Origin of the sequence: Crocosphaera watsonii WH 8501 (genome assembly GCF_000167195.1) — a bacterium.
Classification (GTDB): Bacteria; Cyanobacteriota; Cyanobacteriia; order Cyanobacteriales; family Microcystaceae; genus Crocosphaera; species Crocosphaera watsonii.
In genome coordinates this window covers 1-14,611 of record NZ_AADV02000014.1, presented here as the reverse complement: position 1 = coordinate 14,611, position 14,611 = coordinate 1, and the positions used below count along the sequence as shown (strand labels likewise).

The 14,611-nt window shown below is 35.2% G+C and carries 11 protein-coding genes and 4 pseudogenes; 8 read left to right on the top strand and 7 right to left on the bottom strand.

The window, feature by feature from the left end:
- Positions 1 to 32: 32 nt before the first annotated feature.
- Entirely contained in the window at positions 33 to 1,028 is a 996-nt protein-coding gene (gene arsS / locus CWATDRAFT_RS13295; protein WP_007305496.1) for an arsenosugar biosynthesis radical SAM (seleno)protein ArsS, read from the bottom strand.
- Positions 1,029 to 1,096: 68 nt separating this feature from the next.
- Positions 1,097 to 2,287: a methyltransferase domain-containing protein gene (locus CWATDRAFT_RS13290; RefSeq protein WP_007305495.1), complete on the bottom strand. Its 1,191-nt coding sequence runs from the start codon at positions 2,285 to 2,287 to the stop codon at positions 1,097 to 1,099.
- 157 nt (positions 2,288 to 2,444) lie between these two features.
- On the opposite strand from CWATDRAFT_RS13290, the gene CWATDRAFT_RS13285 reads away from it, so the two are divergent.
- On the top strand, positions 2,445 to 3,029 hold the full coding sequence (locus CWATDRAFT_RS13285; protein WP_007305516.1) for a GUN4 domain-containing protein: 585 nt from the start codon (positions 2,445 to 2,447) through the stop codon (positions 3,027 to 3,029).
- A gap of 22 nt (positions 3,030 to 3,051) precedes the next feature.
- Here CWATDRAFT_RS13285 and CWATDRAFT_RS13280 read toward each other — a convergent pair whose 3' ends face one another.
- Positions 3,052 to 4,380: a hypothetical protein gene (locus CWATDRAFT_RS13280; RefSeq protein ID WP_007305494.1), complete on the bottom strand. Its 1,329-nt coding sequence runs from the start codon at positions 4,378 to 4,380 to the stop codon at positions 3,052 to 3,054.
- 255 nt (positions 4,381 to 4,635) lie between these two features.
- Between CWATDRAFT_RS13280 and CWATDRAFT_RS13275 the strand changes: the two genes are divergently transcribed.
- Together CWATDRAFT_RS13275 and CWATDRAFT_RS13270 are read left to right on the top strand one after the other, a co-directional pair.
- Entirely contained in the window at positions 4,636 to 5,142 is a 507-nt protein-coding gene (locus CWATDRAFT_RS13275) for an alpha/beta hydrolase (RefSeq protein WP_021830321.1), read from the top strand.
- A 114-nt stretch (positions 5,143 to 5,256) separates the two neighbouring features.
- Positions 5,257 to 5,472 (top strand): annotated as a pseudogene (locus CWATDRAFT_RS13270) (AMP-dependent synthetase); the annotation flags it as partial.
- Positions 5,473 to 5,718: 246 nt separating this feature from the next.
- On the opposite strand, the pseudogene CWATDRAFT_RS35845 reads toward CWATDRAFT_RS13270, so the two are convergent.
- Both CWATDRAFT_RS35845 and CWATDRAFT_RS13255 read right to left on the bottom strand, forming a co-directional pair.
- Positions 5,719 to 7,204 (bottom strand): annotated as a pseudogene (locus CWATDRAFT_RS35845) (IS1380-like element ISCwa5 family transposase).
- 204 nt (positions 7,205 to 7,408) lie between these two features.
- A complete protein-coding gene (locus CWATDRAFT_RS13255; RefSeq protein ID WP_198138984.1) occupies positions 7,409 to 7,999 on the bottom strand; it encodes an AMP-binding protein in 591 nt (196 codons plus the stop codon).
- A 4-nt stretch (positions 8,000 to 8,003) separates the two neighbouring features.
- On the opposite strand from CWATDRAFT_RS13255, the gene CWATDRAFT_RS13250 reads away from it, so the two are divergent.
- The 3 genes and pseudogenes from CWATDRAFT_RS13250 to CWATDRAFT_RS33615 all read left to right on the top strand — a co-directional run bounded on the left by CWATDRAFT_RS13250 (position 8,004) and on the right by CWATDRAFT_RS33615 (position 9,702).
- Positions 8,004 to 8,585 (top strand): helix-turn-helix domain-containing protein, encoded by a 582-nt coding sequence (locus CWATDRAFT_RS13250; RefSeq protein ID WP_007303067.1) that lies wholly within the window; start codon positions 8,004 to 8,006, stop codon positions 8,583 to 8,585.
- A 64-nt stretch (positions 8,586 to 8,649) separates the two neighbouring features.
- Positions 8,650 to 9,291, top strand: a pseudogene (locus CWATDRAFT_RS13245) (transposase).
- A 45-nt stretch (positions 9,292 to 9,336) separates the two neighbouring features.
- Entirely contained in the window at positions 9,337 to 9,702 is a 366-nt protein-coding gene (locus CWATDRAFT_RS33615) for a group II intron maturase-specific domain-containing protein (protein ID WP_268742296.1), read from the top strand.
- A gap of 193 nt (positions 9,703 to 9,895) precedes the next feature.
- Here the strand turns inward: CWATDRAFT_RS33615 and CWATDRAFT_RS13235 are convergent, their stop codons facing one another.
- Positions 9,896 to 11,386, bottom strand: a complete 1,491-nt coding sequence (locus CWATDRAFT_RS13235) for an IS1380-like element ISCwa5 family transposase (protein WP_007305490.1) — start codon at positions 11,384 to 11,386, stop codon at positions 9,896 to 9,898.
- Between the two features lie 285 nt (positions 11,387 to 11,671).
- On the opposite strand from CWATDRAFT_RS13235, the gene CWATDRAFT_RS13230 reads away from it, so the two are divergent.
- Positions 11,672 to 12,118 (top strand): hypothetical protein, encoded by a 447-nt coding sequence (locus CWATDRAFT_RS13230; protein ID WP_071905587.1) that lies wholly within the window; start codon positions 11,672 to 11,674, stop codon positions 12,116 to 12,118.
- A 105-nt stretch (positions 12,119 to 12,223) separates the two neighbouring features.
- Here the strand turns inward: CWATDRAFT_RS13230 and CWATDRAFT_RS13225 are convergent, their stop codons facing one another.
- Entirely contained in the window at positions 12,224 to 12,619 is a 396-nt protein-coding gene (locus tag CWATDRAFT_RS13225; RefSeq protein WP_007303222.1) for a hypothetical protein, read from the bottom strand.
- A gap of 79 nt (positions 12,620 to 12,698) precedes the next feature.
- On the opposite strand from CWATDRAFT_RS13225, the pseudogene CWATDRAFT_RS13220 reads away from it, so the two are divergent.
- Positions 12,699 to 14,137 (top strand): annotated as a pseudogene (locus CWATDRAFT_RS13220) (NF041680 family putative transposase).
- The last annotated feature ends 474 nt before the right edge of the window (positions 14,138 to 14,611 follow it).

Here is a 14,611-nt window from a genome sequence, read left to right as displayed (position 1 = left end):
AATAAATCTCCTGAATTAAATACTTAAATAAATTAAATTAATGACCCCCCACAACTGGAACCACTGCCAGCAGTACAACCATAACAATAATCAGCAGTTTTGATATCGTTAATAACATCTAAATTACCAATTTTTAATAGGTTTTCTATAGTTAATGCTTCCCCATTAGGTAAGGTTGCTGGTATGTTTTCCATTTGATTAAAATCACAGTCATAAATGTTACCTAAATAATCAATTGATAGCTGGTTACGACACATAACATGATCGAGAGTTTGCTCATTATAATGAGACTCTAAAAATTCTAAATAGGGAACATACAATTCTTTATTTTGTAGGTAATTTTTTACTCTACCAATGGGTAAGTTTGTAATAGTAAAAAGTTGATTAAAGCAAATATTAAAATTATCTTTTAAAAAGTTTTTATAATCTTTTTCTAATTTTATTTGTTCTGGAGTTAAAGAGAATTTTTTATTGCTAGGAATGGGGGGATTATAGACTAAATCTAGAACTAAATTAGGATCATGTCCATAACCCAATTGATTAAGTTTTTCAATAGCACGAATAGAAGCATCATAAACCCCTTTCCCTCTTTGTCTATCTACATTGTCTTCTAGATAACAAGGTAAAGAAGCGACGACTCTTAACTCATTTTTTGCAAAATATTCAGGTAAGTGTTTAAACCCTTCCTCGAAGAATATAGTTAAGTTTGAGCGAACAATAACTTCTTTTTTGGCTTTCCTAGCTGCTTCAACTATGGGTTGAAAACCATAGTTCATCTCTGGTGCGCCCCCAGTTAAATCAACGGTTTCAAGTTGTGGAAAGAGGTTAATTAATTGGATTAGTTGTTGACAGATTTTGGAGGATAATTCTTCTGTTCTTTTGGGACTTGCTTCCACATGACAATGGGTACAAGCAAGGTTACAACGTCTCCCTAAATTGATTTGTAAAATGGTTATTTGTTGTTTACTTAAAGAGGTTTTTATTTTCTGAAAAAATGGGGTTATTTTATTAGTATTTAAAGCAATCATTTATTTTCCTCCATGATATAAATTAACAGCGATCAGTCACTGGTAACTGATCGCTGTTAACTGAATAATTAACAACACTCTCCAGGGGTACAACAGTCTATATCATCTTTTATTTCTGTGAGATGATAGTTACTGCCTTTTGTTTCTTTTGGATGACGAATTGCTTTATTTTTACAACTAAATTCTGTTGCTTCTTCTAAAGGTATTTCTTGAGAGGGAAGAAGTCCAATAATATCCTCTTGATAAGGACTTTCTGGACGGGTTAAAATCTGATAGGTTTTATCACAAACTGCCATTCTTTCTCCCCGACAAAAAGTATGTCCATCATCATCCTGTACTTGTTTCCAAGGGCCTTTATAAATAATGGATTGTTTTCTTTCTAAACAAGGGCCTTCCTTCCTTTTATAAGCACGAATAGTCATGGAACGAAATTCAACACCGTCAATAACTTGCCAAGGTTTTTCCTCTCGTTTTAGTATTTCAACACCATAAAATCCCACATTTTCAAACATTTTTAAGAATTGATCTTCTCTAAATGCTCCTGCAATACAACCACTCCATAAATCAGGATCATTAAGAATATTAGGTGTAGGATCTTCATCACAAACAATATCAGAAATAACTGCCCTTCCCCCTTGTTTTAGGACACGATATAGTTCCTCAAATAACTGTTTCTTATCCTTCGGTTGAACCAAGTTTAAAACACAGTTAGAGATGACCACATCGATGCTATTGTCTGCAATCAAAGGATCATCTTTACGAAGGCGATCGCATTCATTTTCAAACTTAGTTAAATCATCTACCGATTGAATAGGATGATCCTTTAACCAACTTTGAACTAAGTCTAAATTCAAGGTTAAATCTTGTATTTTACCCTTGACAAATTTTGTATTATACGTCCCAATTTTGTCAGCAATATTTTGTTGATATTTACGAGCAATTTTTAACATCTCATCGTTAAAATCAACCCCAATAATTTGACCAGATTCACCTACTTTTTGAGATAAGATATAACAATTTTTGCCCGTTCCTGAACCCAAATCTAAAACAGTTTCTCCCTCGTTAACATAACGAGTTGGATCACCACAACCGTAGTCTTTCTCGATAATTTCTTGGGGTAAAATTTCTAAATAGTTTCCCTCGTATTCAGTGGGACAACATAAACTAGGTTGTTGAACTTTTGCCCCTTCTTGATAACGATCTAGGACAGTTTTTTCGATATCATAACTAATAGAATTTGAAGTGTGAGAGGTTACCATATTTATCCGTAAACTACCTTGGATTAATTACAAAAGAAAAACAAAATAGACCATTTTTTCAGGAATGTAATATCATTAAAAAGGAAAGTAATGAGAATTCACTGAGATTTGTCTTAACTTTCCTAAGATATCATCTATTTGTTACCCATAATTTATTATGTCTGAGTCTTTAACCCAAGAGAATACCCCTGATTTAGCAGAAATACTAAGTGAACTACACTCATTAAGGAATAAAGTTACTAATTTAGAAGAAAAACTGAAATTAGTCTCAGATATCAATAGATATAGTCAATTACAAGAATTTTTGAAAGCAGGAAATTTTAAAGAAGCAGATCAAGAAACCAGTAGAGTGATCCTCGATGCAGTTAACCGTAGTCGAGACGATCTTACTCCTAACGACATGAAACAACTACCTTGCACCATTTTGCAAGTGATTGATAAACTTTGGCGAGACTATAGCAGCGATCGCTTTGGGTTTAGTATCCAGTTGCGTCTTTATACAGAAGTAGGAGGCAGTTTAGACACCTTGCGCGCTCAAAATATGGGTATCCTAGAGAAATACGGCGATCGGGTGGGATGGCGTAAAAATGGAAAATGGCAGGGGGATAACTATCCTAATTGGGATTTTAGCTTATCTGCTCCAGAAGGATCTTTTCCTGCTATTTGGTGGAAGTCTCCTTATGGGTTTAAAATGGCAACTTTTTGCTTCATGCGTTTGATAGAATGTGATCTAACAAAATAGACTAGAAAGAGGAAATTGATTATTAATTATCCAAAGCATCTAGACGTTTTTGCCATTCTTGATCAATTTTATCTGCTTGTTCAATTTCTTGTTCTAGGACATCTTTTTCTGTGGTATAAGCAATGTCAGACTGTTGTATGATAGCTTGATTAGCAAATTGACTTGCATACTCTAACTTATGTTGTATGGTTTCGGTTTTATCCTGTAAAAGTTCGGTTCTTCCTTTTCTTTCACTATTCCTTGACTCAATCTTACCATTCCTCATTTGAACAACAAAGTAACGAATCAGAGGAACCCCTAAAAAGGCCATGGCGTATCCTAATAGTAACCAGTAAATCGAATTAATAAAGGCAATAAAACCCCCAAACTGTGCTACGATACTCGGATCTTTCAAAAATGATCCTAAAATCAATGCCAAAATAAAATTTAATGCCCCTAAGCCAATAGCTAACATGATTTTGTTGCTACCAGCTTCACTGAATTTATACAATCTTTCTCTTAAATAAGTAGAAATGGATTTTTGAGTTGATTCTTGAACAGTGACTTGTAACTCAGGAAAATGATAAATTAGTTCTCCATTAGGAGAAACTTCGGGGTTGCCATTAAAACGAGTTAAAACAGGTAATATATAATCTTCGTTTTCTTTATTATAGCGATCAATGTTATCTAGATATGGAGCAACTTGTTCCGCAATGATTGAACCCTTATTATTTTTGATAACGGTTCCTATTGCTTTCCAGCGACGTTCTTCTAAGTTATAATTAGGGTTACCGTCTCCGAATAGAAAGGAAAAAACTGCTTCTAGAAAATTCATCTCATTAGCATCTCTACTTTGGGATCTTCTAGAAGAACTATGATCGTAACGGTTGTAACCATAATTGGGATAAAAGATCCAAAATAAATCACCAAAGTTAGGAAAGAAAAAGAAGCCCCCACCTCGATAACTTCCTCCACGACTTCCAGAATTATTACTATTACCATCACGACTGGAATTAAGGCCAATAATAATAACCGTAATAGCAATCAATATTAAAATAATAGAAGCAACCAAAATAATACCAAAAGAAATCCGAATAATATAAAATAAAACCTTCCAAATTTTCTCCCAGGTTTCTTTTAACTGTAGTTTCCAGTATTTATTACGAAGAATCGTTCTAAAATTGTCAGGAAAAAGATAAATAATATCTCCCGACTCTGCAACTTGTAAATGTCCCGAAACATCAGAAGCTAAAGCCAGTAATCCTCGTTGCGCTAAATTAATATCTAACCCCGACTTAGCGGCCACGTCTCCCACAGTAACACGATAGCCTAATTGTTCAACAGATTGCATAATTTCAGGCTGAAGTGTCATATAGTACCCTCCTAATTTAATGAGCTACCATATCCATTATATTCAAGGCAAAATATTACAGACAAGGGGCAATAATTAGAAGTTGTTTAAGACTATAGAATCTAAAACCTGGTGACTTCTTAAATTGTGACACTTTCTCTTACTGTCTGGAAACTGCGGTCAAATTATTTTATCCTAGCTAAAATGGTAAAAGTGGAAATATTGCGAAGGATAGTATTTATAATGACACAGAACAAAAAGCTATTAAGAAAATATATGCTTATTTTTGTCTTAGCTGTCTTCGGGCTACTTTTTACTAAACAGTCAGTTCAAGCTGCTGAAAGAGTGGTCTTAAAATACAGTGTTTTACGGGAATCTGTCTCTGTTGAAGAATTAAGTAAGTTAGCCAAGACAGGAGAAACATCGAGAAGTCTAAAAACCTATCTTAAATTAGCTAATAGAAAGCCAGAAGAATTAAGATCGCTATTAAATAGGAATGTCGATGTTGATCCCGTTTTTTTATCCAAAGTTCTTAATAGTTTTGCCGGAGGAATGGTACTTAATCCCATCGGGGAAGTGATTCATACCCCATCAAAACGTGCCAACAAAGAATCCTTAAGAGGGGCGTTAGTGACCTCTGCTTTATCCGATAATAATATACGCTTAATTGAAATTTTTGAGAACTATCCCACGGAAGAAATTCATGTAGACGGAGATCGCCTAGTAGAAGTTTACCAAAATATTGAAGGGTTTCTCGACGGTTTACCTCGTCTCCCATTCTAATTACTTGATTCCAAACAGAGGTTTCTGGGACTTGCGAATATCAAGATTTCCTTTAAAATTGATACAGTTTCTTGATATATTTAATCCTCTCGAACTCCTTCTTAAAAGATAACCATGACTCAAAGCGTAGAAAAATCTTTAACCACTCCCAGCACTGTGATCGAGTTATTGTGTCTGAGGGCCCAACAAACTCCCGACAGTCACGCCTATACATTTTTAATAGACGGAAAAAAAGAAACCCCACCTTTAACCTACGCAGAATTAGATCAACAGGCTAAGGCGATCGCTGCTTTATTACAAAAATACCAAGCTAGAGGAGAAAGGGCTTTACCCGGATTTCTCACAAATTAATTTGAAAGCCCAATCCAGAGATGAAAAATGATAATTTTTAGGACTAATAGAAATTTTGAATATAGATGAATAAAAAAAATTGACTTTGATTATCCAAAAATTGAGTTTAAGAGGGAATAATTATATTAACTTTTGATTTTCTCCACGATAAATAAGACTAAATGAAAGTATCAGTCAGTCAACAACTTATGATAGATATCTTTTTTAAAAAACAACTTATTCTACTTATCCAGTATTAGGAATAGTTTTAATTCTTTTGTTAGCAATAGACAAAATATCTTGATAAGGACAAGCACTAGCTATAGCGAGAATAATTCTTCTACAACTAATCTTTATTCTGGCTCCCAACTTAAGAAGATTTAGACGTATTCTTCCCACAGTTGCTTTAGCCAATGAAGTTTTTTTTAAACAGTGTTGACGAAAAGCATTTATGAGAACATAAGCCCAGGAATGTATCCATAATCTTAGTTGATTACTTTGAAATGTTTGAATTGAAGTTCTATCAGCTAACAAGTCTAATTGTTGTTCTTTAATCCGATTTTCCATCTCGCCTCTCGGACAGTATTTTTTTGTATAAAGTTTTGAGGGTGGAATTTTTGAAGCGGGCAAAGATGTCACCACCTGGCGCATTTTTAAGCCATCACTTCCATAACAAACTTTTGTCACTACTCTTCTTTGACAACTCCATGACTTTTCTGTTTTATAACGAATAGAGCGATACCAAGTAGAAATTGGTACTAATTTTTTAACTTCTTCTAAATCTTCTTTTTTCTGAAATAAACTATCCATTAATTCAGTTATTGGAGCTAGTTTTTTTTTCATATTCATGTTTGGCTTTTTCAATTACATCATCCGCTCGTAACTTAAGAACGCCATTTGTTCCCATAGCTATAACATAATCAACTAAAGGCTGATTTTCACAAAAATAGAAGATTTCTTCACGGGCATAGGCACTATCACCCCTAACTAGGATATGAGTCTCTGACCATTTTTCTCTAATTAGTCCGATAATTCTTTGTAATTCGTCTAAGGCTCCATCGGCTGAATCTACATTAGATGAACGAAGTTTAGCAACTAATAAATGATGCCCACAGAAAATATATAAAGGAGCATAACATACTCCGTGATAATAACTATTAAAAAATGCCCCTTCTTGATTACCATGTACTTGGTCATCCGTGACATCCATATCTAATATAATACTTAAGGGAGGTTTTTTATAAGACTCTAAAAAAAATTCGACAAAAGATTTTTCAATGGCTTCAAAGTTGGGTTCTATTTTATGATAATGACTCGTTTTTTGGTCGAGAATAGTCTCAGGACAATATTCCAATCTATTAATTGTACTTTTTCCAGCTAACCATCCCTTTTTATCTTCAAGTTCATTAAGCTTTTCTAAAGCGATCTTAAGGGCAGGATCGTGACGTAATTTATCATGGTCATTGACATCTTCATAGCCTAAAATAATTCCATAAAGCCTTTGTGCTAATAACTCATGAACGGAATGATCTACATAAGATTGATGACGATGATCTTGAAAACAGTTACCAAACTTCTCGGTAATTCCCAGTTTTTTATCCAACTCAGCTATCCAGACAATCCCCGCATCTGAAGTGATTAGTCCCCCATCAAAATTAGCGATTATTTCTTTTCCTTTCTGTTTACTAAAGTTGATTACTTGACGAGGGTTTCGGGGATGACTGGGACTCATTAAATCAGTTTAAGGTAAATTGCTTTAATAATTAAATTATAGCATATTTTATTCTAACAATCTAGTACTATTAGAGATTTTATTGATAATTTTTTTGGAAAAATGAGTGATTGATTTATCTTTTCATCTTTGTCTAATTCGGGTTGATTTTAACTTAAAATCTGACAACAGACTGTTGGTTGGGGAAATCTGCGATCGCTCTGTTCAAACCCACTTCCTGTAAGGCTTCTGTGTTTGGCGATCGCAGATTTTGTGAGAAATTCGGGGTTGGAATGTTTCTAACCATTGCAAAATTTGTAGTCGATCAAATCCAGGACAACAAACCACCGAACCTCCCTCTAACAAACCTGGTAAGCAAGAGCGGAGTAAACTATGTAAATAGGAAAAAGGCATCACACATAATGAGCGATCGCTTGATGTTAATCCCATCCATTTCGCAGCTACTCCTACTGACAAGAGAAAGCTGGCCTGAGACCAAGCAACAATTTTTGCTTCTGCTGTGGTTCCTGATGTCCTGACTAAGATCCCCGTATCGTCGGCTAAACTCCCTACTACTTCTTGGGTTTGTGACGTTTTTTCAATATCAGCAAACTGCCAACAACCGGCTGGTGTTTGGGGAGCAATTTTTATGGGTAATTGAGTTAACCCGTGAGTTTTGGCCAGGGTTTTCCAGATATTTTGGCGATTATCCTCATAAATAACTGCTTTGACAGGAACCCGCTCTAAAAGTCTTTCTAGTGCAGCTTGGCGAAAGTAATCCACCAGATTTTTACAGAAACTTTCGTGACTAGCCACGACAATGTGTTTCAATGAAACTAACGGAAGAATCTCGAAGTTGATGTCCATGATAAAAGCATTGCCAATTAACCTCTCCAACCTACAGAAAACAGTACTCCAACAAATAGTGAGAGGGACAACAAACCCCTATCGCCTTGTTAGACGAGCCAAGCTAATCTTAGCCGCAGCATCAGGAGAGAGCAATAGTTCGATTAGTCGAAGATTAGAATTAGACCGAGTACAAGTGCGTCAGTGGCGATCGCGATGGTTTGAGGAGAGAGAAAAACTGAGTGCCGCCGAAGAACAACAGGTAACGGAGAAAGCATTAATGGTCTTGATCAAAGGAATTTTAAGCGATCGCCCAAGACCTGGAACAACAAAATCCTTTACGGTCGAACAAGTAGTCCAGATTGTAGAGATCGCTTGTGAAGAATGTGAAAAATCAGACAGACCAGTGAGCCATTGGACACCTTCAGAGTTGGCGGATGAAGCCATAAAAAGAGGAATTGTCGAAAAGATTTCCCCCCGTAGTGTGGGGCGTTTTTTAAAAAGAAGCGACATTACAACCACATCTCGTTCGTTACTGGTTAAATGCCAAAATTGATGATCCCTTAAAATTTAAAAAGCAAGTCAAATATATCTGTGAACTTCATCAAGAAGCTAAAACTTTGTTAGAACAAGGAATTCATTTAATTAGTACAGATGAAATGACAGGGATTCAAGCTCTTGAGAGATTATTTCCGAACAAAAGAATCAAGCCTAAACAAGTAGAAAAAATCGAATTTGAATATGAAAGACACGGAACTTTAAGCTTGATTGCGAACTGGGATGTGGCAAGAGGAAAAGTTGTTAGTCCCTCTATTGGACCGACAAGAACAGAACAAGATTTTTCTGAACATATCCAGAGAACGATTAAGATTGATGAAAAAGCAGAATGGATTTTTATTGTAGATCAACTCAACACTCATAAATCGGAAAGCTTAGTCAAATTAGTAGCAGAAAGCTGTGGAATTACTATTGATTTGGGGAGAAAAGGAAAGGAGGGGATTTTGCAATCTATGGACAGCAGAGCAGATTTTTTATCAGATGAATCTCATCGAATTCGCTTTGTTTATATTCCCAAACATACATCGTGGCTTAATCAAATTGAGTGTTGGTTTTAGATCTTAGTCAGGCGTTTACTCAAAAGAATTACTGTCCGTTCAACTGAAGAACTATCCCAAAAAATTCTCAATTTTATTGATTACTTTAATCAACATTTTGCTAAGCCGTTCGTTTGGAAATTTAAGGGCTTTAAAGATCATAAGTGACTGGTGGATTATTTTTGCTAAGCTGCACTAGCTCATCATGAGGCAATCAAAGAGGTTATCAAAGCCCATAAGAAAGCCCCACAATCAGCACTAATCGCAAGATTAAACCCCATTATAAGAGGATGGTGTAACTACTACCGAACTGTAACAAGCAAAGTAACGTTCGCATCCGAAGACTATTTACTATGGGAGATGCTTAGAGCATGGACAGTTAGCAGGAAAAAGAAAAAGACACCATTGATTAAAGCTCTCAGAAAATATTTCTCACACGGAAAACACGGATTTTGGACCTTCCAAACAACAGGAGCAATCCTCTACCATCATGCCGAAACGGAAATAAAGAGACATACACTGGTAAACCCGGATTTCTCACAAATTAATTTGAAAGCCCAATCCAGAGATGAAAAATGATAATTTTTAGGACTAATAGAAATTTTGAATATAGATGAATAAAAAAATTGACTTTGATTATCCAAAAATTGAGTTTAAGAGGGAATAATTATATTAACTTTTGATTTTCTCCACGATAAATAAGACTAAATGAAAGTATCAGTCAGTCAACAACTTATGATAGATATCTTTTTTAAAAAACAACTTATTCTACTTATCCAGTATTAGGAATAGTTTTAATTCTTTTGTTAGCAATAGACAAAATATCTTGATAAGGATAAGGACAAGCACTAGCTATAGCGATAATAATTCTTCTACAACTAATCTTTATTCTGGCTCCCAACTTAAGAAGATTTAGACGTATTCTTCCCACAGTTGCTTTAGCCAATGAAGTTTTTTTAAAACAGTGTTGACGAAAAGCATTTATGAGAACATAAGCCCAGGAATGTATCCATAATCTTAGTTGATTACTTTGAAATGTTTGAGTTGAAGTTCTATGAGCTAACAAGTCTAATTGTTGTTCTTTAATCCGATTTTCCATCTCGCCTCTCGGACAGTATTTTTTTGTATAAAGTTTTGAGGGTGGAATTTTTGAAGCGGGCAAAGATGTCACCACATGGCGCATTTTTAAGCCATCACTTCCATAACAAACTTTTGTCACTACTCTTCTTTGACAACTCCATGACTTTTCTGTTTTATAACGAATAGAGCGATACCAAGTAGAAATTGGTACTAATTTTTTAACTTCTTCTAAATCTTCTTTTTTCTGAAATAAACTATCCATTAATTCAGTTATTGGAGCTAGTTTTTTTTCATATTCATGTTTGGCTTTTTCAATTACATCATCCGCTCGTAACTTAATAACGCCATTTGTTCCCATAGCTATAACATAATCAACTAAAGGCTGATTTTCACAAAAATAGAAGATTTCTTCACGGGCATAGGCACTATCACCCCTAACTAGGATATGAGTCTCTGACCATTTTTCTCTAATTAGTCCGATAATTCTTTGTAATTCGTCTAAGGCTCCATCGGCTGGATCTACATTAGATGAACGAAGTTTAGCAACTAATAAATGATGCCCACAGAAAATATATAAAGGAGCATAACATACTCCGTGATAATAACTATTAAAAAATGCCCCTTCTTGATTACCATGTACTTGTTCATCCGTGACATCCATATCTAATATAATACTTAAGGGAGGTTTTTTATAAGACTCTAAACAAAATTCGACAAAAGATTTTTCAATGGCTTCAAAGTTGGGTTCTATTTTATGATAACGACTCGTTTTTTGGTCGAGAATAGTCTCAGGACAATATTCCAATCTATTAATTGTACTTTTTCCAGCTAACCATCCCTTTTTATCTTCAAGTTCATTAAGCTTTTCTAAAGCGATCTTAAGGGCAGGATCGTGACGTAATTTATCATGGTCATTGACATCTTCATAGCCTAAAATAATTCCATAAAGCCTTTGTGCTAATAACTCATGAACGGAATGATCTACATAAGATTGATGACGATGATCTTGAAAACAGTTACCAAACTTCTCGGTAATTCCCAGTTTTTTATCCAACTCAGCTATCCAGACAATCCCCGCATCTGAAGTGATTAGTCCCCCATCAAAATTAGCGATTATTTCTTTTCCTTTCTGTTTACTAAAGTTGATTACTTGACGAGGGGTTCGGGGATGACTGGGACTCATTAAATTAGTTTAAGGTAAATTGCTTTAATAATTAAATTATAGCATATTTTATTCTAACAATCTAGTACTATTAGAGATTTTATTAATAATTTTTTTGGAAAAATGAGTGATTGATTTATCTTTTCATCTTTGTCTAATTCGGGTTGATTTTAACTTAAAATCTGACAACAGACTGTTGGTTGGGGAAATCTGCGATCGCTCTGTTCAAACCCACTTCCTGTAAGGCTTCTGTGTTTGGCGATCGCAGATTTTGTGAGAAATTCGGGTAGTGCAGCCACCCTGACTATGACTGCTACTTCTGCTGCTGCGAGTCAATTTCAACTAAGTGGTGGGGTATTGGTCCCTGGTGGTATCAGCAATGTTTCATTAAATCGTGATGGAATAGACTTGAACTTTGACCCAGAGCCAGTAACTCCTGTTGGAATTACCTCTGCGACAGGAATCTTTACCAGTTTTAACACGGCTAATATTAGCGACATTATTTCTTTTGGTCCCCCGCTTGATGTTGAAAATCCTTTTCTGGATTTTGGCAATAGTGACTTTCTTAACGTCCCTGGTGTCACAACTCCAGGTAATGCCAGCTTAACTGATGGAGTCAATGTATTTCAACTGACCAATGCAGTTTATCAATTGTCACAAAGTGGAGCTAATGTCGCTATTGATGTATTCCTGGAGGGAACTTTTATCGTTCTAGGTAACATTATTGGACTTTGGATAAAAAACAATTGTTAGCGTAAATCTTACGCTAAACATATCTCCAGAGCTAAAATAGAGAATTAAGGTGATTTTAAAAACTCTCTTTCCATCTTTTTAGGGGATTTTAAATATTAAATAGCTTCATTCAGTTTCGGTTCCAATATAGATATCTAAGTAGCTTTCAGTTAGAGATTGAATGACTCGTTCTAATTCATCAATGAGATTTCTTCTAGTGAGTTTTTCTACAGCATCAATATGAGCAGAACTTTCGGCTCGTCCTAAATATTTATATTTGGTTTTTTTCTCATTATTAGTGGCCATAGGAAAAATTGATTCAGCAGCCTGTAGTTTATAATACCAGTAGATTGTTCCCTTTCCATTAACCTGATAACGAATAATATGACAATTAGCTGGTGCTACTTCCCCTTCCCGTTCAATTTTCTTTATTTTCTGTTTAAGAGAGCGAATTAGACTCTTAATTTGTTTGGCTCTCAGGTGGACATCTTGACTGGTCTTAAGTTCGGAATGTGATGACATTAGCCTTAACTATAACAAACAACCTCTTTTGACGTTAGCGTATATATTCCGCTAATTTATAAGGTAATAAATTTTAAAAATGACCAAAAATGAAACGGCTACGTCTGTCGAGGAATTCCTGGTGTGGAGGTCTAACCTCTTCCAAGGACTAAAAGCTAGAAAAGAAACTATTATAGAATTACTCGATGCCCTCTCCAGTAACCAACAAGCTCACTCAGTCGTTGAATTGTCTCTCAATCCTTTATTTAGAAGAGATTATAACAGTTTATATAGAGGAATTCAAGAGTTTTTACCCACTCAAACTGACCCTAATTATGAACAGAGAATTGAGACTTTATTTTCAGCGGTATCGAGAACAATTCCTCCCACTTCAAAACATTATAACTTATTTGGTATTGACACAACTCCCTGTCCACGACGGTTTGCCGAAACGTTAGCGGATAAAACCTTTATTCATTACCCCAATCCAATTAAGGGAAATAAACCCATTAATATTGGACATTGTTATTCCGTTGTCTGCGCTTTACCTGACCAAATAGACACAGAAAAAGTCCCTTGGGCTGTCCCCTTATCAGGAGAGCGAGTCCCCTCTAAACATAAAGGAGTAAATCAAGGCAATCAACAACTAAAAAAAATCTGGCAAAGTTCTTTATTTTCTGATAAATTATCTGTCTTAGTGGCTGATAGTGACTACAGCCAAAAGGATTTTATTGGGGAACAAGTTAAGCATGAAGACCTAGTTACTATTACAAGAGTTAGAAGTGACCGAGTTTTTATCGTCAATTTATTCGGGACCCAAATCAAGCCAAAACTTCGGGACATCCCCGTTGGTATGGGGATAAATTTGACCTTAAAGATGACCAAACTTGGACTGAACCTGATGAAGTTCATCATGTTCCCTTTACAACGAAAAAAGGTCGTCAATTAACAGTGACTATTTCGGGATGGAAACAGATGTTAATGAGAGGAACTAAAAACTATAAAATGAACAATCACCCCTTTACTTTACTCCAGATTGTTGTCAGAGATCAAGAAAGAAATAGTATTTGGAAACCTATGTGGCTTATTGTTATTGGTTCTCGGCGCGATGAGTTAAGTTTAGTTGATTGTTATCAGTGTTATCGACAACGTTATGACATGGAACATCTTTTTCGATTTGGTAAACAAAGATTATTGATGACATCTTATTTAACTCCCGATGTACATCATGAAGAAAATTGGTTTAAACTAACACTTCTTTCTTATGTAAATTTGTGGGCTGCCAGAAAATTAGCTGTGGTTTTACCCCGTGATTGGGAACAGTATTTGAAGACTAATAAATCCATCAAAATCACCCCTAGTCTAGTTCAAAGAGACTTTTCAAGAATAATTACGACCTTGGGGACTTTCGCCAAATTTCCCAAACGTCGAGGTTTTTCTTCCGGACGTATTAAAGGTTACAAAAAAGCCCCACGAACTCGTCATGATGTTATCAAGAAAGGGAGCAAAAAATCAACTAAAAACTTAAAAGCTCCTTAGTTTTCCTCAGAATCTATAGATTAGCCCTATTTGTCAGCCAATTTTATTGACTGATACAGAGCCGATATTTTGGGATTTTAGTTCAGCGTAAAATATACGCTAACAAACTTTTTTTGTCCAAAGTCCAATAAATGAGGATGTTATTGATATGCTGACTTTTGTTACTTTCCATGTTGATTCTAGTAAAGAAACAGCTAAAAAGATATACAATCAAGATATAAGGATTTTCGTAATGACTACAACTATATCTTATTAATTAACTTAATATTCCGTACTGTGTCACTTTCCATCCAAATGTCGTAAGGGGTTTAACTGACATGATCCCCATTACAGATTGAAGATGAATTGAATCATCGGACCTCTTAAACCGATCAATAGTTTAGCGCCCATTGCAATTACTTGTAAACCCACAATTCCCAAATTTTTTATGATCAAAGGTAGTAAGGCACCCAAAACTTTTAAAAAATTTCCGTC

Coding starts and splice junctions, on each gene's coding strand:
- arsS (WP_007305496.1), bottom strand. CDS start 1,028: ATGATTGCTTTAAATACTAATAAAATAACCCCATTTTTTCAGAAAATA.
- CWATDRAFT_RS13290 (WP_007305495.1), bottom strand. CDS start 2,287: ATGGTAACCTCTCACACTTCAAATTCTATTAGTTATGATATCGAAAAA.
- CWATDRAFT_RS13250 (WP_007303067.1), top strand. CDS start 8,004: ATGTGTTTCAATGAAACTAACGGAAGAATCTCGAAGTTGATGTCCATG.
- CWATDRAFT_RS13235 (WP_007305490.1), bottom strand. CDS start 11,386: ATGAGTCCCAGTCATCCCCGAACCCCTCGTCAAGTAATCAACTTTAGT.
- CWATDRAFT_RS13275 (WP_021830321.1), top strand. CDS start 4,636: ATGCTTATTTTTGTCTTAGCTGTCTTCGGGCTACTTTTTACTAAACAG.
- CWATDRAFT_RS13285 (WP_007305516.1), top strand. CDS start 2,445: ATGTCTGAGTCTTTAACCCAAGAGAATACCCCTGATTTAGCAGAAATA.
- CWATDRAFT_RS13280 (WP_007305494.1), bottom strand. CDS start 4,380: ATGACACTTCAGCCTGAAATTATGCAATCTGTTGAACAATTAGGCTAT.
- CWATDRAFT_RS13225 (WP_007303222.1), bottom strand. CDS start 12,619: ATGTCATCACATTCCGAACTTAAGACCAGTCAAGATGTCCACCTGAGA.
- CWATDRAFT_RS13230 (WP_071905587.1), top strand. CDS start 11,672: ATGACTGCTACTTCTGCTGCTGCGAGTCAATTTCAACTAAGTGGTGGG.